The organism is Prevotella sp. S7-1-8 (assembly GCF_000758925.1).
Taxonomy (GTDB): Bacteria; Bacteroidota; Bacteroidia; order Bacteroidales; family Bacteroidaceae; genus Prevotella.
The window spans coordinates 1-17,982 of record NZ_JRNC01000036.1 but is presented as its reverse complement, the minus strand read 5'-3'; the positions used below and the strand labels follow the sequence as shown (position 1 = coordinate 17,982).

The window sequence follows — 17,982 nt, the reverse complement described above, 5'->3', positions numbered from 1 at the left end:
TCCGATGTCGTGGTGTTTTGTTCAGCGGTAATGCGAATAATGGTGCGAATGCGGGGGGGCGTGTACGCGAATACGAATAACACGCCTACGAATGCGAATATCGGTTCTCAGCTATGCTTGTAAAATATTATAGTTGCTAATCGGAAACCATGCCAATCATTCCAATCCGGGGATGGTAAGTCGGGAAAGGAAGCCCGGCGGCAAAAAATAGAATATGTTGAACGGTTTTGGTAGGGCGCAAGCCCGAAGAATCCTATTATTCAAGCAAACAAAAAACTTTCAAGAATGAAAAGAATTGGAAACCTTTATGAAAAGGTCATCGCGATTGATAACTTGAAACTTGCGGACGAAAAAGCCCGCAAGGGCAAGTTGCATTCCTATGGCGTGCAGCAGCACGACAAGAACAGGGAAGCGAACATTCTTGCATTGCATGAGAGTTTGAAAAATGGAACTTTCAAGACATCCCAATATCACGTTTTCACAATTTTTGAACCAAAGGAACGGCAAATCTGTCAATTGCCATATTATCCCGACCGCATCTTGCATCATGCGGTGATGAACATTCTTGAACCAATATGGGTGTCCGTGTTCACGCACGACACGTATTCATGTATCAAGGAACGCGGCACCCATGCGTGCGCCATGAGCGTGAAAAAGGCTTTGAGAAAAGACCCGGTCGGCACGAAATATTGCTTGAAGATTGACGTTCGCAAGTTTTACCCATCAATCAACCACGAAGTGTTGAAAGGTGTGGTAAGGCGGAAAATAAAAGATGGTCGCCTTTTGGCGTTGCTGGATGAAATCATTGATTCCAACATCAACACGGACATTCCAATTCGGAATTTTGTCACCGACCCGAACACCGGGGAATTGGTGGCAACATCCTTGAACGGCGTGCCGATTGGCAACTATCTTTCCCAATACTTTGCAAACCTTTTCTTGGCGTATTTCGACCATTGGTTGAAAGAAGAAAAACGCGTGAAGTATTATTGGCGTTATGCCGATGACATCGTTGTTCTTGCACCGGACAAGGAATCCTTGCACGCGTTGTTGCGTGACATACGGGCATACATGAAGCGTTTGCAACTGAAAGTGAAACGCAATCATCAAGTGTTCCCGGTTGACGCGCGCGGAATTGATTTCCTTGGATTCGTGTTCTATCACGACCACACATTATTGCGCAAGTCCATAAAACAAAATCTTTGCCGCCGGGTGGCGAAGTTGAACAAGCGCAAGAAACAACCCACAAAGGCAGCTTACAAGCAAGCCATTTGCAGTTGGTGGGGTTGGTGCAAGTGTTCGGATTCAATTCATTTATTCGACAAACTTTCAAAATCGTTTCCTTATGAAATTAAATTCAATCGAACCAAACGCGCATTATGACATTGCGCATGGTATGCCCGCCGTGCTGGAAAAGGACAATGACGGGTCGGTGATTTATCGCGTGAACATCGCCGAAGAAAAAGCCATTCCGGAGGGTGAAAAGGAAGCCCGCCCGATTGGTTGGTCATGTTATGAAGTGCGCACGTTCGCGAAGCCTACAAAGGCAAACTTGAAGCGTGTGTTCATCCGTTCAGTCATTGACGAAACGGCGGAATTTGACCTTGTAAATTCGTACAACAAGCACGTCATTGGCATTGCGCCGGATGAAAAGGCGGTTGCCGAATACAAGGAATATTTGAAGCTTACCGAAGATTTGGACAACCAAATCATTTCGGATTTGTCACACATCTAAAAAGAAGAAAATGCCACGATTTAGCGATTCTAACATTGAATCGGACGCAATAATTGGTAAAGGAATAGACCTTGAAGAACTTTTTGACCGCCGCATTGTCATTGAGAAAATCAAGATTGAACCAACCAAGTTTCCGGGAAAGAATGCGTCCAGTATGCGTATGCAAATGCAAGTTGTCATCAATGCCGAATTTATGGACACGCCCGATGCGGACGGCGACTTTTTCAAAAAGGATGCCAACGGAAAGGCAATCGGAACGCGGCGTTCCGTGTTCACCGGGAGCGACAATTTGATGTCGGAAATGAAGCAAGTGCAATCGCAATGGAAAACCGAACGTGTTTCCCAAGGGTTGCCCGCCGTTGATTTCGTTGTGTTTGATACGACAATCGCGAAAGTTGGCAAAATGTTTCATTTTACATGATTTTACGATTATGACATCAAACATTCATTCAACAATAGTTCCTATCTTGGCAAGATACATGATGACCGCATTCGGCGCGTGTTTCGCCATCATCAAGCCGACATTCCCGTTCATCTTTGTGTGTACGCTTGCAGTGCTTGCTGATTGTTACACCGCATGGTCGTTGAGCCGGAGAGTGAAGAAACGTTTTCCCGGTGCGAATGATGGAAAATTCAAATCCAACTATGCCGGGCGTGTGTTCCGAACACTTATCAAGGTGTATGCCTTGACCGTCCTTGTTCACTTGATGGACGTGATGGTGTTCCCGGAAGTGTCTTTGCATTTGCCGCAAATTGTAGCCGGGGCGGTGTGCTTTTGGCAAGTTTGGTCAATGCTGGAAAACGAATCATCTTGCAATGATGCAAAATGGGCAATCATCGCCCAACGCATCATGGTTGACAAGACCGAACGCCATTTTGACATTGACTTGCACGAACTGAAAGAACACAAGCCAACGCCGCCGATGGATGGCGTGCCGTGTGCCAATACATTTTGCGTGTTCCGTGGTGGCGGTTCATGTGACCCGCCAAAGTGTGAATTGTATGTAAAACCAAAAACAAACGATAATGGCGGACATTAAGAACTTGATTCCGTTCATCCTCAAATGGGAGGGCGGATTTGCGAACGACCCGACCGACCGGGGCGGCGCAACCAACAAAGGCGTGACAATCACGACTTATGAAGCGTATTGCAAGAAGAAAGGTTTGCCCCGTCCATCGGTGGCGGACTTGAAGCACATATCGGATGCCCATTGGCGTGACATCATCAAGACGATGTTTTGGGATAAATGGCGCGCCGATGACATCCATTCCCAAAAGGTTGCAAATATCCTTGTGGATTGGGTTTGGGCATCCGGCATCCACGGCATCAAGAAGCCACAAGCATTGCTTGGCGTTGTCGCGGATGGTATCGTTGGCAACAAAACCTTGTCGGCGGTCAACTTTGCCGACCCCGACCAACTTTTTGAAGCCATATTCAAAGAACGCGTGAAGTTCATCAATGGGATTGTTTCGCGTTCCGTTGTGGCATACGAAAAGAAGATTGGGCGCAAGGCGACCGAAAAGGAGTTGTTGAAGTACACACAAAAGCGTTTCTTGCCCGGATGGATGAACCGCTTGAATGACATCAAAAAGTTGCGATATGATATGAAACAGGCATTGAAATTCATCGCGCTTTGTCTTGTCGCGTTACTGATTGCCGCGTGTTCGACATCGCGCAAGCTGGAGAAGAACACCGACAAGGTTGTTGCGGATAGTGTGTCGGAAAGCATTTCCAAGGTTGCGGATGTTTTCAAGGTCGTTGACACGACTAAGACCGAATCCGGGGAATCCATCATCACGGAAATAATCTTTTTCGGAGATTCAGCGCGCGCGCCGGATTTGCCCGAACTGATTATTGACAAGGACGGAAAGATGACCATCAAGGGCGGAAAGGGCGTGAAAAGCATCAAGCAAACCGCCATCCGGTCAAACGTGGTGAAGAATGGAAAGACAACGGAAAAGGAACACAACACCACGACCAAGGACAAAGCGACCGTCCACAAGGAGAAGAAACACAACGAAGTTGCAAAGACAAGCAGACGTTCAAATGTATGGACGTGGGCAATCGCCGCATCAATCGTTGCCGTTCTTGTCTTGTTCATGCGGTACAGAAAGCCAATATTGGCATGGTTGCGCAAGTTGCTTGCATCCATGCGCAAGGATTTGGAATAAATTTTGTACCTTTGCACCACATTGTTGCGAAAGCCCCTTGCATCGCACGGGGAACAATGTTGAAGCCCGGTTCATCGCCGGGCTTCTTTAGTTTTGGGTGTACACGGATTCTCTTGTTTTTGGACATAAAAAAACGCCCGAAATTGTTAAAATTCGGACGTTTCGTGTACATTTTCGTGTACGTTTTGCATAAAACCTTGATTTTCAAGGTTTATTGCGGAGAGAGAGGGATTCGAACCCCCGGCACCTCTCGGTGCGACGGTTTTCAAGACCGTTGTAATCGACCACTCTACCATCTCTCCAAAATTTTGATATGGAATATCTTTATATCGAAACCGAATGCAAAATTACATATTTTAAACTAAAAATCACTTTAAATCTATTTTAAATTTTTCTGCATTATAATTTATTAACAAAAAGCATAAGGGGGGGCGGATTTCATAAGCAAGTGCAAGGCTATACTTTTTTAACTCGTTGGCGGAATTAATTTAGTGCATACTTAATTCTGCCAATGGGCTTGTTGTTAATGAAGTTTACGCACTGCAGAATGGTGAGTGCTCTAATTTTGCCAATGATTCTGGCAAACAAACCATTCGTTATTTTCGCATAATTTTTAATGACCAAGAACTGGTCTGTAAGTTGCGAGAATAGTGTTTCAATCCTTTTTTCTTGCCTTTGCAAACGGAATGAATGTCGGTTTCCAGTTCTTTTGGTTGTGCCGATACGGACACTCCAGTCTTATGTGCGCGGTCTCGAACAAGTCAAGCTGTACGTCAGCTCCAACATACCCCTTGTCGCCATAGATGCTACAGTCGTGATAATTAGTCGTTCCTTGAATACCATTTAACCATCTGGTTATCAATAAAATAATCGTTTGCAAATTTGCATGCTTCCACAAGTTTTTGCTCCTTTGTACAGTAAAACCTTGCAAATCAACGATGTATAAATCTCCATCCAAAGTCCGTCAGGCATCATTATTTTGGGATCTTGAGGCAATGCTCTCTCCCAAGAATTCTCTGTACAAGCTAGTCAATTTGATCGATTGGGATTTGTTTGAGCAGTCTTTTTCTCCTCTTTACAGTAAGGATACCGGCCGCATGGCCAAGCCCATCCGTCTGATGGTGGGTCTGCTAATCTTGAAACACCTTCGCAACGTTTCAGACGAGAGTGTCGTGGAGCAGTTCTCGGAGAACGCTTACTTCCAGTATTTTTGTGGAATGGAGGCTTTCCGCACCGACGTTCCCTGCGTTCCCACCGAGCTTGTCGAGTTCCGTCGTCGCATCGGGGAATCCGGCATGGGGCTGATACTCAAGGAGAGCATCGGCATCAATCTTTCAATCGACGACCAGAGGAAAGGGGAGACCACGGGGAAAGGCGGCAAGGATGGCTGCGGACGCAAGCTTGACGCGGAGCGGACCGCTTTCATTGACACGACGGTGCAGGAGAAGAACACGACCTTCCCAACGGACTCGAAACTCCTGAACAAGGTGATAGACTTTTGCCACGGTGTGGCGGACAAGGAAAACCTCAAGATCCGCCAGAGCTATGTCAGGGAGATAAAAGGGCTGAAACTCGTGCAACGTTTCAGGGGCCGGAAGAACGGCAAGGCAAAAGTCAGGAAGGCTGACAAGCGGATGCGCACCATTGCGGGCAGGTTTCTCAGGGGGGCTGCTTCGCCTGCTGCCTGATAAAAACGCTTGTCGGGAACGGATTGACACCTGCATGAGGTTTGTCAGTGGCGAGCGGTTGGACGGGCATAAGATTTATTCTCTTCACGAGCCGGACGTACTTTGCAACAGCAAGGAAAAAGAGGGCAAGAAGTACGAGTTTGGCAACAAGGTCTCCAACGTCAGGCTGTGGGATGGGATCATCATCGGCGCGCTGTCATTCCGCAACGAGTATGACGGTCATACGATAGATAAGGCAATGGAGCAAGTCAGGCGGCTGTATGACAGGAAAATAAAAACACTTGCCTGTGACAGGGGATGCCGAGGGCAGAGCATGAGCGGGCAGACACAAATCATGATTCCGGGCACACCAAGGAAAACAGACTCACAGTATGTCAAAAACAAAACAAACAAACTCTTCCGCAAGCGGGCAGGAATAGAGCCTGTCATAGGCCACTGCAAGGCAGACCATCGGTTAGGTAGGAACTTCTACAAGGGTCTCTTCGGAGACTCCATCAACGTCATGCTTGCAGCTGTCGCATTCAACTTCAAAAGAGCCATGAGGCTTTTTTTTGTGCCTTGTTGAAAGGGTGATATTGTGGTGCTGTGGAAGACGGGAATTAAATTTTCATCACCAATTCTTTCCGCAGGTTTATATGAAAAATGCCATCTCGCCTTTTTGAGGGTCGACTAGGTAATAGAATATAATATGGTGAAATAGGACAATGCCTGCTATGCGCAACGAATTATTGACGTGTTCGGGAAAAATCCGAACACGCCAATTAAATAGAGAGCCATTAAATAAAGAAGGTGCAAATGAGATATTTAGTTTCGCTGCTGACGCAGCATAAGAAAATAAAGGGGTGTTGTTAAAACAATTTTTCTGGATAAACACTTTCGTTCACTAAATTCCGTATCTTGGCCACCACTCCAGGACGATCGGCTGCATAGGTTACGCCAAACCACTTGCTTGTGGTATCTAATACTTTAACAGTAGCTGTGTTTTCATTAATGAGTTTGTTAACCATCAGTGGAATGAAAAACTCAGCTTTTTTGTTCTCCATATTTTCTGGGGACGAAAGGAACTCTTTGAAATATTCCATGCTGTATTCAAAATAATCGGGTGTAAATCCCCATACATTCATTGAAACAGGTGTGTTTTTATCCACCGTTACCCATTTTTCATTTTCATCCTTGTATTGAATGTCCTCACCATGGCGTTCTATCTCAGTACGCTCAACGACCGTGGCAAGGTTTCCTTTCTCATCTTTCGTACAAATTCCTCGTGCTACGGTTCCATTCTCGCTCAACGTGTTGTCAATGCGAAAGCCTACCATGGCATAACGATTCTTACTATCTTCAGGAAGGTCTGCCAAGAATTTCCCGATAACCTTGAAACAGTCGCGATTATAAAAATCGTCACAATTGATTACACAAAACGGCTCTTTAATAACATCTTTAGCCATCAGCACCGCATGGTTAGTTCCCCATGGTTTTTCGCGTCCATCGGGCACCGTAAATCCTTCAGGAATGGCGTCAATACCTTGAAACACAAGTTCTGTGGGAATATGACCTTCATATTTGGATAATACTTGCTTACGAAATTGTTCTTCAAAATCTTTGCGTATCACAAAAACGATCTTTCCAAATCCTGCTTGGATAGCGTCATAAATGGAGTAATCCATGATAGTCTCACCATTGGGGCCCAATCCATCCAATTGTTTGAGACCTCCGTAACGACTGCCCATACCGGCAGCAAGAAGTAACAATGTTGGTTTCATAATACAAAGTTTGTTTTTAATATTAGTTGATTTCTGAAATGCAAATTTAGCTATTTTTATCGAGTATCTAATACCTAAAAGAGAAAATCAACAAATTATTCCTTTTATTATGAGTTCCTTTTAGTTATTTGGCTTTGATACTTTGTGTGCGTCTTAAATCATTCATAATTTTTATTTTACCATAAATCCTGAAATTAGATAGAAAGAGAGTCGCCGTAGTAATTTTAACCTACGCAACCATTCGGTTTCCTATATGGCTTATGCCCTGAGCAAATCTGGAAACGGAATGGTTACGTTCAAACCGCAATGCTATCGAGAAAGAGTAACAATCGGTTGGTAACGTTCACGGATGAAACTCCAGCGTCAAAATCAAGGGATAGAAGATTAAGTTGAGGGTATCGGTTTTTGAGCTTCTTTTCGATGCCTTTCGAAACTATATGGTTTGCGATACAACCAAAGGGTTGTAAGCTCACAACATTAGTAACACCTTGCTTTACCATGCTTATAACATCACTCGGCAACAGCCAACCCTCCCCAAACTGCGCGGCTAATGAAACGATGCCATCCACTTCTTTTGCTTCTTCAAATATATTGGTAAATGGACGGAAATACCTAAACCGCGAGGCTATTTTGTTGATTTTCTTTTGTCTACGCCATATCAAGCTATAAATGCTTTTAACAATAAAGTCTGGTACGTTCGAATGGCACAGACCCATTTGTTTCTCAACAATAACATTGACAAAGTTTTGCAGAAAAAAAGGTGACAGAAGAGCGGGCACCACCTCAATATTTTTAGCTAATATTTTATCTACCAAGAACTGATGCGCAAAAGGATTAAATTTCAAGAAGATCTCGCCAACAATCCCAACAGTCTGCACGTCTCGCTCTTCTGTGATAGCATCAAATTCCTCTGCTGCTTGGGCAATTAGGTTCATAAGTCCCTTGGGGCTGTTCTTTAGTATTTGTGTAGAGGCCAAATTTAAATATTTGTCGCGTAAAGCGAGAGCGGCATTGCTCGATTTCGCTCCGACCACAATGGCATCCCTTTTCAATCTTGCCACTGATGAGTGGTAAAATTTTGAGATTGTATCACCATATAGAAATGTTGTCGTAATGATTGGGGCAAACTTAATCCAAGGCACATCAAGTTTGCCGCTTTGGTTTTTATCCTCCTCCTCAGCGCTCGTAGACACTCCAAGCGTGATTAATGGCACCTTGTCAAAGCCGTTGGCTTGCATGGCACGTCGAATGAGCGCGGCGTAATTAGTGGCTCGGCATTGTCCACCCGTTTGGGTCATAACCACAGATATTTTGTCGAGGTCGTATTGTTCGGAACGCAATGCTTTGACAAAATCGCCAACAATCAGTGTCGCAGGATAACACACTTCGTTATTGGCATACTTCAATCCATACTTGGCACTTTCAGAATCGCTCGGAGGAAGCACCTCGACATCCCAGCCAAAAAGTCGGCAAAGAGATGGCAACAATGGAGTGAGATACTCCGTAAAGTAAGGCGCCAAAATGTGACGTGAAATTGGCGGAAGCGCATTTGCCTCTTCATGGCTTGTGTTTGATTTTATGACACCCTTTCTGTCATGCGCGGATAACTTTTCTGCTTTGTCCCCCCCTCGAAGAGATTCGACAAGAGACCTTACGCGAAGTTTAAGGCTGCCAATATTGCTTACATCATCTATTTTTAACAATGTGAAAGGTTTTCCATGCCGTTTCAGAATGCCTCGAACCTCGTCTTGTATGAAAGAATCCGGTCCACATCCGAAAGATGTCATCTGCACAAAGTGTACATCGTTTGGTTGTTCTGCGCACCATTGGCCCGCTTTGATGATGCGACTCATGTAAGCCCACTGCTTAACAAGGTATGTGTCGCCAGCGCTTGTATTGAAATCGTCGCGCACTATATCCTCGGAAATGACATTTACGCCCAACGACGCTATCATTTCGGACAGTTTGTGTTGTACCAAGGGGTCGGTGTGGTAGGGGCGACCAGCCAGCAAGATCGTAAAATTACCATTCGCTCTTCCATCCGCGAGAATTTCCTCCGCCATTTTTTTTACTTCACTTGTATAGGCGTCTTGTGCCAATATGGCGGCACTATAAGCTTTGTCAATAGTACTTTTGCACACGCCGAGTTTCTTGAGATAAGCGAAAATTTGTTTTTTCAAAAGAGCTTTATCCCTAAAATTGATAACCGGGGAATCCACATGCGTACGCAATTTCATGGCGCCTCGTATCACATCAGAGTACGCGGAGACAATGGGGCAGTTGTAGCTGTTTATGTTCCTGTTATCGTCTTGCTGTTCATAAACAACATAAGGCATAAAGATAAATCCTGTTTTGTCACCGTTGAGTTTCGATATTTTATCATCAAGTTCTTGGATATGCGCATGCACGAGCTTGGCAGGGAAACAGATATTGTCGCTCATCACGCTTCCCAATGCCTCCTCGTAGCGATGGAAGGTAGATTCATCGCTAAGCGTTACACCAAACCCCGCTGTTGTAAACAGGGCGTGCCAAAATGGATAATCCTCATACATGTTCAACACGCGAGGTATGCCGACAACACGTTGGCAAGATGGTCTCTCGGCACACTTTCTGTCAAAAAGCAGCTTGTATTTGTAGACATAGATGTTTTTGCCTTTTGAAGCCCCCTTGCCCTTGTTGTTGAAAATACGCTCGCACTTGTTCCCGGAGTAAAATTTATGGTTGCCGGCAAATGTATACTGGGTTACGAAGCAGTTATTTTCACAACCTTTACAATTGAGCAATTTGGTATTATAAGCTGATACGGATAATAGGTCTGCTATGCTTCGAGAACACTTTACATTTTTTTGCTCAAACAGATTGATTGCGTTGAGTGCGCATCCATACGCCCCCATCATCTCAGGCATGTTGCCACGGGCCACCTTGGCGCCAGTCAACAGTTCAAAAGCACGTACTACAGAGTCGTTTTTCATAGTGCCACCTTGCACTACTATCTTGTTGCCAAGATGTTCATTCCCATGAAGTTTCAACACTTTGTATAAGCAATTGCGTACCACGGAATATGACAATCCACATGCTATATCCTCGATTGTAACTCCCTCGCGCATCACTTGTTTCACCTTGGAGTTCATAAACACCGTGCATCTCGTGCCGAGATCGCAGGGGTTGGGAGCATTGCAGGCCAATCGGGCAAAATCTTCCACTTCATAACCAAGGTTGTGCGCGAAAGTCTGAATGAATGTCCCACATCCTGACGAGCACGCCTCGTTCAGCTCCATGCGCACCACAACCCCATTCTCCACGAAGATAGCTTTCATATCTTGGCCACCAATGTCGAGTATGAACGACACGTTGGGCATAAGATGAGCAGCCGCGCGATAATGAGCCATCGTCTCTATAATTCCGTCATCCAAATTGAATGCCGTTTTGATGAGATCCTCTCCATATCCTGTGGAGCAAGAACCCACAATGTGTATATCAGCCCCCACCTTGTCCGCCGCTTTTTGCAGGCGTAGCAAACCGTCAGACACGGCCTTGATAGGATTGCCAAGATTCATGGCATAATCTTTGAAAACAATTTGGCCTTTACCCTCCTTGTTCGTTCTTACAGCCACTATCTTAGTTGTGGTGGAACCAGAATCAACGCCTATGACCACCTCTTCCACGCCACGTTTTAAGGGATAGAGTGGGGTGGCATATTGTTGCTTAGATTTCAACCAGTTTTGGTAATGTGCCACATTCTCAAACAGTGGCGGCAGCCCTTCTTGAACATCAGTCTTGTCGTGCCTTGACGTAGAGCCGGTGCCGGTGACCACTTTGCGTTTTTTTTGCTCCGCTCGAGAGCGGTCAACGAGCTTTTGTGCAGACCGCTCCAACAATCCTTTGAGCTCGGATAATTTCCTCGGTTTTGTATCACCGGATTTAAATGCGCAACCCATCGCGGGTATCAGATTGCCATTTTCAGGTACGGTCAAATCGTCGTATGGTATCTTAAGGTATTCAGAAAACGCTTTTCGCAGAGCTGGCAGAAATGTGAGAGGGCCGCCACAGAGCAATATTGGAGGCGTGAAGTCGCATCCGCGGCTAAGCGTTGTTACAGTTTGGACGGCAATACTATGGAAAATGCTGGCAGCGATGTCACTTTTTGGCAGATTGCGCGACATGAGATTTTGAACGTCCGTCTTAGCAAACACTCCACATCTCGCTGCCATTGGATAAACATGTCGGGCCTTTTCGGCCAACTCGCTCATTTTTGCGTTGTCACAACCCATAAGCACCGACATTTGGTCTATGAAAGCTCCCGTACCCCCCGCGCAGTTACCATTCATGCGCAGCTCCATACTTTTGCCATTGAAGAAAACCACCTTGGCATCTTCGCCACCAATGTCAACAAGTGTTTTAACCTTCGGATAACGTTCGCGCACAAACACTGTGGCCGCCACTACCTCTTGCACAAAATCGACTTTTAGCTGCTCTTTTGTTTGCATACCTACCGACCCCGTGACGCATAGTTTCGTTTCTATATCGCCGAACCGCTGGTATATTTCATCAATATACTTGGAAACCAATGCCATAACTTTGGCGTTGTGCCGCTCATAACGCGCAAATACCAAGCGACGGTTGTTATCCAAAACGACAATTTTTGCTGTGGTCGACCCCACGTCAAGACCTATCCGATATATATTGCGCATCTACCAATATCTATTAATAAATCTTTTTCTGAAAAAAGCTTTTTTACAATTTACAAAAATACGACAAATACAGAGAGTGAACAAAGATTTTTTGTTTTTTTGCAAAAACAAAACAATTCTTGCAACCTTTTTAAATTCCATTTCGTCCAAACATAAAACATACAATGCAAATGACATGAAAAAAACTTTATTATTATTTGTTTCAGTTGTTACGCTATGCTCATGTGGCAATTATTCAAAGACATTCAACAGCGCGGAAGTTACCAGCGTGCGCCATGTAAGGCCATTTACAGCTATCAAAATTAAAGGAGCATGTGACGTTTTTTTTGCACAATCCGACACGTTTGGAGCCAAGGTAGTAGGTCCTGAAAGTCGTGTTAATGCCATAAAAACAAGTTTCTCTGGCAATACCCTTGTTGTGAGTGTTGAAAAAAAACTCGCAGATGTAAATTTGTTTAATAATAATCCCTCTCCTGTGATATATGTCACCTCGCCAGATTTAATAGGCATCTCAATGGAAGGTTCTGGCGATTTTTGTATCAATGGCAAGCTTGATACAGACACGCTCAACCTTTATCTAAAAGGGAGTGGTGACATAGAGATGGCAAATGTGATTTGCGACGAGTTTCATTCCACATTGTTGGGAGTTGGGGACATTGATATAAAGTCGCTCACGGCCAAACGAAGCGATGTCAAATTGAAAGGAGTAGGGGATGTCAAAATTCATTTTGTAAATAGTGGTTATGCGTCTCTCGACTTGCAAGGCGTCGGCGATATATTTCTATCTGGCAACGTCAAAAACTTCCGAAAGAGAGCGCATGGAACTGGAGATATCAACTTTGACAAGCTGCACGTGGGACAATAGAAACGCTTTTATAACTTCTCTAATCTTATGTTGATAGCCAGGGCTTGTCTTTTAGACAGCTCTGGCTTTTCTTTTTCGTTTAGAACGATATGGTCTTCTTCTACGTTCTTGTCCGCATCTCTTGATACCACCAATCGTTATTACCAAAATTTTATTACTCTTAGCAAAGTGTTTTTGTGAAAGCGAAGCTATCTCACACTCTTAAAACAACGTCGTTTATCTTCGTGTATAAGCAATCATATTAAGTGGACCATTCTTTGGTAATATATGTAAAATTGTTTATCTTTGCAGCGCAAGGAAAAAATGGCTTGAAGTATATTATGACTTTTAACTGTTTGTGATATTTTTTCATTTTTCGCTTACTCAAATCACATAGACGGTGGACGGATCTATTAAAATGTTTTTATTTGTTAACAGAAAAACAAAATGAGAAAAATACTGATGACACTATGCCTTATGTTTGTGACATTGGCACAAGCACAAGACTTGAAGACGTTGAAGTTCGGAACTATTTTTGATGACGCAATTATAAACCTCAAATCTTCGCTGGGCGAGCCAACAACTTCCAACACCAACTTAGTGGTTTATCAAAATGTCCATTACAGAGGGTTCAAATGGGATAAAATCACCTTCAAATTTGCACAACGAAAGTTATGTGAAGTACGCTGTTATATGAATAAAAAAAACAAACAGCAAGCGCTCACCCAACTTTCCGCCATTGCAAAGACTATGAAAAAAGATTATTCCATTACGATGGACTATGAGGATGATGGCGACGTTTTTTATTCCGGTGGAGTTTCCCCTATGGGATTCGGCCATCTTTTTACCATCTTCGTTTCGCCTTATAATAGTATTTGGACTGCCCAAATGCGTTTTGGACCGTTCTCTATTTAATTTTTTTAATGACTTGATGGCAATATTCTTTCGTTCGCAAGGTTATTAATGCAACAAAAAAAACAAAGATGAAATTTAAAACGGCATTGTTATTGGGCACGTTTATGATATCCCTACCTACATTTTCGAAGTCAATGGTTGATTTATGGCTGTCAATGCCCATCAAAATGATTCCTTACATAGGGCACGACTCTCGATTGGAAATGACAAAATGCGTTTCCACGAGCACCAAAAATGAAGTAAGACATGACTTGGAAGGAACGAGCAAGATAGACACGATCACGGCAGATTATCTCCATATTACTTTAAATAATGCTGTCGAATTGGACATAAAACGGCTGCCATATCAAGGTAATGATTCCATCATTTGTGTTGTTCAGACATGGAGCGCGCCGCAAAAAGAGAGTAAGGTCTGCTTTTACAATCAAGAATGGCATCCCATACATTTGACAAACCCATTATCCGACAAAACCAAGTTCTGCCAATTGGTCAAGCCGGATACGATGACGCAAGAAGATTTTACAAATATAAGTCAGAAACTCAATGTAATATTGGTAAGTGCCTCTCTATCCGTTTCCAGCCAGACCATGGTTGTACATCGCTCCGTTCCTATATTTTCGAGCGAGGAGAACGATAAGATAAAAAATATGTTGCCAACTATAACAATGAAGTGGAACGGATTAAAATTTGAATGAGTTTTCAATTATATACAACCAAAAGGAGCTGTCAAATAGTTTTTGGCAGCTCCTTTCGTTTTCTTTACCATTTAATGGTTTGTTTATTCAATGCCGTTTATAAGATACCCATCTTGCCTACCACTATCAACAATGAGAAACCAACTATCAGCGTGATAAAACCAACTATCAACCCGGTCTTGGCCATATCTTTCTGCTCTATGAGACCAGTGGAGTAGGCTATGGCGTTCGGTGGAGTGGAAATTGGCAGAGACATTGCAGCGGATGCGGCAATAGCAATACCAATGAGGACGGTGGATGTACCTCCGATAATATCCAACTTGTTGCCCATGCCTTCGCACACAACGGTCAAGATAGGAATCATCAAGGCTGCGGTAGCGGTATTGCTGATAAAGTTTGACAGGAAATAGCATACCAATCCAGCCATGACCAAAATGACAATTGGGCTCCATTCTCCAAACGGTATAGATTTGATAGCCACTTCTGCCAATCCTGTTCCATTAAGGGCAAGGCCAAGCGCAAATCCACCGGCAACCATCCAAATAACGCCCCAATCAATGTCACGTAAATCTTTAGACGTGATAACACCCGTAAAGGCAAACACCGCGATAGGTAGCATAGCCACGGTGTTAGCGTTGATGCCCAACTGCTTGCCAAACACCCACAAGAAAATTGTTATGGCAAAAGTAGCGCCAACAACTACCGTGCGCCAATTGTGACGCATGTCTCCCTCTATTTTCAATTCTATAGTATCTTTGGAAAACGGGAATAGTTTGCACATTACAAACCATGCGATGATCAGCAATATGATAACCAACGGTGCCATCACCATCATCCACTGCCCAAAACCAATATTCATATCCATTCCAGCAGGATCGTTTAAAACCTTGTAAGCGAATGCGTTAGGCGGCGTTCCGATAGGCGTGCCCATACCGCCAAGGTTGGCACCGATGGGGATTGCCATGGTCAGTGCTATACGTCCTTTGCCATTGGCTGGCAGAGCTTTAAACACAGGCGTAAGAAAAGTAAGCATCATGGCAGCAGTCGCGGTGTTGGAGATAAACATGGAGAATAAGCCGGTGATAAGCATGAATCCCAAAAGAACATTCTTGCTCTTATTTCCAAACGGTTTTATGAGCGTCTTAGCCATCCATACATCAAGACCCGATTTTGTGGCCGCAATAGCCAAAATAAATCCACCCAAGAAAAGGATGATGGTAGGATCGGCAAAACATGCCATGATACCAACCGAGTCTAAAAGTTGACCGTATTCGCCAGTGTTACCTTGTAGGAAATTAAAGGACGAGTCACTCACACAAAACAGCAGTACAAAAATAATTGTGACTGACGTTGCCCAAGCAGGGATAGCTTCTGTGAGCCATAAGATAATAGCCATCACAAATATAGCTATCACGCGCTGCTGTACAATGGTTAGCCCGGCAATGCCCAAAAAAGAGATTGGAAGATTCCAGACTATCAGGGTGACAATGGCGGCAAGCAAAAACCACAAGCCTTTTTTCTTGTTAAAATCACCCGTAAGAGTTTTTGTTACAGTTTCTTGCATAGAATTCGATAGATTTTTATAGGTTATATGATTAGAAAAAAATAAGCTTTTGCAGGCACTGACAATAGTTGTTAGTGTTTGAGACAGGGTTAGTGAAGTCAGTTTGGAAAATAAAAAATTCCACATACAACGAATGTCGCATGTGGAATTCAACTCTATTTCTTATCGTCTTTGGCTTCTTGCATATTACCTTCAATATACAAGCGTGTCATCTCTGGAACGCCGTTTGAGCGTATGGTTATAGTCTTCTTGAAATGACCTGGAAATTTACCCTTGCCATTATATGTAACGGTAATGGTACCTTTTTGACCAGGCTTGATAGGTGCCTTGGTGTAAGATGGAACCGCGCATCCACAACTGGCTACAGCCTGATTGATAACCAAGGGTTGGTCACCGGTGTTTGTAAAACTGAACGTACATTTCTGAACGGAATTAGACTCCGCGAATGTTCCAAAGTTGTGACTCAATTTGTCAAACTTAATCTGAGCCTGTGCAAATGCGACATTAACGCTTGCGACAAACATCAAGGCTATAATTAAGATTTTCTTCATGTTTCTATTCCTGTTTTAATTAAAAAGTATAATTCAACACAAATGTATGAATTATTTTTGAATTTATCAATTTTATGAGAGAATTTAACAGTATTTGAATGTTTTTCTTTTCTATTTATCATAACACTCATTATATTTAAAATTGCCATTTTTAGGCACTTTTAAAAACGGCCACAAAATCTCCACGTATTTTGAAGCGTGACATAAACCAATTTTGTTAAGTGACAAATTTACGCGCTCGCCAAAAAATACATAATTAAAATGAATAATGTCATTAAAAAAGATATACCTCACTTTTTGTTCGAAGACAATTTTTAAATAAGCGAAATAAACGTTGAAAACATCCAACAAAACTATTATCATAAGTGCGCCAATTCAAAAAGAAGAGACAATTCGGCCGAAATCCGCGGCAAATGAAAGTTTTTTGCAATCTGCTGCAACGCAACTACTTATATCTTATCTTTTAAAAAATAGAAATAAAAAGTTTTCTAATTGCTTGGTGATCGCTATTTAATCACGTGCCAAACAAGTATCATTGGCAGCATAAACAGATACCAAACACAGCGTCATGAGGGCTCAATCGCGGTGTCAATAGATATTAATGGCAACAGAACGGAACTCTTGATTCTTTTTCAAGGATTTTTCTATAAATATATTCGCTTTATCTCGTTCTAAAACGATCGATTTTACAGGCATAAATTTATGATATTTCTTTAACATTTCAATTATTGCCTGTAACTGTTCGGCGATAAACGCACGAAGAAGCGCCAAACCTCATACAAGGCTCGGTTTGACATCTGTCTCCGACTCCGCACGATTGGCTCGGCGGTTTTGAGCGCAATCAACAACCTTGTCCGGAGTGTCTATACAAGAAAGTCTATGCCCTTTATGACCTGCCTGGCCACCATGTTTCTTGAAGGAAGACCTTTTTTGAGAATATTTTTTTTAAATATATTCAAGTTCCCGTGAGAAAAATTTACAAGTGTTCTTTATCGCTGAATAATTAAGAAAGGTTACAAATTACAATAAATATCTTAAAATCACATAATTCACGAGAGGATGGGAAAGAAAGTGTTGCTTGTTTTTGTAAAAAATATTACCTTTGAATGCCAATAAAGTTATTCGAGTATTTTAATCCATATAATTCATAGGACATAGAAAAGAAAGGAAAAGAATGAAAAGATTGTATGAAAAGCCAGTAGTTGAAGTGTTAAGAATGGAGGATTCCATGCAGATAATTTGCAGCTCGGGGGGTACAAACCAAACAAATTTCAAAATAGACAAGTGGGGTAAGGCTGAAGAAACGGACGCGGAGGGAACATCAGAAGCGATAGATAAATTTCCAGACTGGTTAAATGATAATCCTT

General features: G+C 43.1%; 14 protein-coding genes, 1 tRNA gene and 2 pseudogenes. 11 read left to right on the top strand and 6 right to left on the bottom strand.

The genetic code is table 11. The features are described 5' to 3' along the window. Positions 1–285: 285 nt before the first annotated feature. From HMPREF1640_RS06235 to HMPREF1640_RS13665, 5 genes and pseudogenes are all read left to right on the top strand, one after another. A complete protein-coding gene (locus tag HMPREF1640_RS06235; protein WP_036893329.1) occupies positions 286–1,383 on the top strand; it encodes a reverse transcriptase/maturase family protein in 1,098 nt (365 codons plus the stop codon). Then, the gene (locus HMPREF1640_RS06230; RefSeq protein WP_156098731.1) at positions 1,346–1,735 is read left to right on the top strand and encodes a hypothetical protein; all 390 of its coding nucleotides are present in this window, start codon (positions 1,346–1,348) and stop codon (positions 1,733–1,735) included. Before HMPREF1640_RS06235 ends, HMPREF1640_RS06230 begins: the two co-directional genes overlap by 38 nt. Positions 1,736–1,745: 10 nt before the next feature. Then, positions 1,746–2,156: a hypothetical protein gene (locus tag HMPREF1640_RS06225; RefSeq protein WP_036893325.1), complete on the top strand. Its 411-nt coding sequence runs from the start codon at positions 1,746–1,748 to the stop codon at positions 2,154–2,156. A 10-nt stretch (positions 2,157–2,166) separates the two neighbouring features. After that, positions 2,167–2,775 (top strand): hypothetical protein, encoded by a 609-nt coding sequence (locus HMPREF1640_RS06220; protein ID WP_156098730.1) that lies wholly within the window; start codon positions 2,167–2,169, stop codon positions 2,773–2,775. After that, positions 2,762–3,331: pseudogene (locus tag HMPREF1640_RS13665) on the top strand (glycoside hydrolase family 108 protein); the annotation flags it as partial. The gene HMPREF1640_RS06220 and the pseudogene HMPREF1640_RS13665, both read left to right, overlap by 14 nt. Positions 3,332–4,124: 793 nt before the next feature. Here HMPREF1640_RS13665 and HMPREF1640_RS06210 read toward each other — a convergent pair. Then, positions 4,125–4,209, bottom strand: a tRNA-Ser gene (locus HMPREF1640_RS06210). A 181-nt stretch (positions 4,210–4,390) separates the two neighbouring features. Next, positions 4,391–4,712 (bottom strand): annotated as a pseudogene (locus HMPREF1640_RS06205) (transposase); the annotation flags it as partial. 229 nt (positions 4,713–4,941) lie between these two features. Here HMPREF1640_RS06205 and HMPREF1640_RS13660 point away from each other — a divergent pair. Together HMPREF1640_RS13660 and HMPREF1640_RS13655 are read left to right on the top strand one after the other, a co-directional pair. Beyond that, positions 4,942–5,595 carry a transposase gene (locus tag HMPREF1640_RS13660; RefSeq protein ID WP_231565852.1) on the top strand — a complete coding sequence of 218 codons (654 nt, stop codon included), beginning with the start codon at positions 4,942–4,944 and terminating at the stop codon, positions 5,593–5,595. A gap of 34 nt (positions 5,596–5,629) precedes the next feature. Further along, entirely contained in the window at positions 5,630–6,160 is a 531-nt protein-coding gene (locus tag HMPREF1640_RS13655; protein ID WP_231565851.1) for a transposase, read from the top strand. Positions 6,161–6,443: 283 nt separating this feature from the next. Here the strand turns inward: HMPREF1640_RS13655 and HMPREF1640_RS06195 are convergent, their stop codons facing one another. Both HMPREF1640_RS06195 and HMPREF1640_RS06190 read right to left on the bottom strand, forming a co-directional pair. Further along, the gene (locus tag HMPREF1640_RS06195; protein ID WP_036893321.1) at positions 6,444–7,355 is read right to left on the bottom strand and encodes a sugar phosphate nucleotidyltransferase; all 912 of its coding nucleotides are present in this window, start codon (positions 7,353–7,355) and stop codon (positions 6,444–6,446) included. 296 nt (positions 7,356–7,651) lie between these two features. After that, positions 7,652–12,046 (bottom strand): acyl-CoA dehydratase activase-related protein, encoded by a 4,395-nt coding sequence (locus HMPREF1640_RS06190; protein ID WP_036893319.1) that lies wholly within the window; start codon positions 12,044–12,046, stop codon positions 7,652–7,654. Between the two features lie 175 nt (positions 12,047–12,221). Between HMPREF1640_RS06190 and HMPREF1640_RS06185 the strand changes: the two genes are divergently transcribed. The 3 genes from HMPREF1640_RS06185 (at position 12,222) to HMPREF1640_RS06175 (ending at position 14,500) form a co-directional block, all read left to right on the top strand. Beyond that, positions 12,222–12,911: a GIN domain-containing protein gene (locus HMPREF1640_RS06185; protein ID WP_036893387.1), complete on the top strand. Its 690-nt coding sequence runs from the start codon at positions 12,222–12,224 to the stop codon at positions 12,909–12,911. 426 nt (positions 12,912–13,337) lie between these two features. Further along, positions 13,338–13,805, top strand: a complete 468-nt coding sequence (locus HMPREF1640_RS06180; protein ID WP_036893318.1) for a hypothetical protein — start codon at positions 13,338–13,340, stop codon at positions 13,803–13,805. Positions 13,806–13,873: 68 nt separating this feature from the next. Continuing rightward, on the top strand, positions 13,874–14,500 hold the full coding sequence (locus HMPREF1640_RS06175; protein WP_036893316.1) for a DUF3256 family protein: 627 nt from the start codon (positions 13,874–13,876) through the stop codon (positions 14,498–14,500). 97 nt (positions 14,501–14,597) lie between these two features. Here HMPREF1640_RS06175 and HMPREF1640_RS06170 read toward each other — a convergent pair whose 3' ends face one another. Together HMPREF1640_RS06170 and HMPREF1640_RS06165 are read right to left on the bottom strand one after the other, a co-directional pair. After that, on the bottom strand, positions 14,598–16,064 hold the full coding sequence (locus tag HMPREF1640_RS06170; RefSeq protein ID WP_036893314.1) for a DASS family sodium-coupled anion symporter: 1,467 nt from the start codon (positions 16,062–16,064) through the stop codon (positions 14,598–14,600). A 155-nt stretch (positions 16,065–16,219) separates the two neighbouring features. Further along, positions 16,220–16,615 (bottom strand): DUF1573 domain-containing protein, encoded by a 396-nt coding sequence (locus tag HMPREF1640_RS06165; RefSeq protein ID WP_036893312.1) that lies wholly within the window; start codon positions 16,613–16,615, stop codon positions 16,220–16,222. 1,174 nt (positions 16,616–17,789) lie between these two features. Between HMPREF1640_RS06165 and HMPREF1640_RS13650 the strand changes: the two genes are divergently transcribed. Beyond that, positions 17,790–17,982 (top strand): hypothetical protein (locus HMPREF1640_RS13650; RefSeq protein WP_036893308.1); only part of this gene is annotated, 193 nt, incomplete at its 3' end.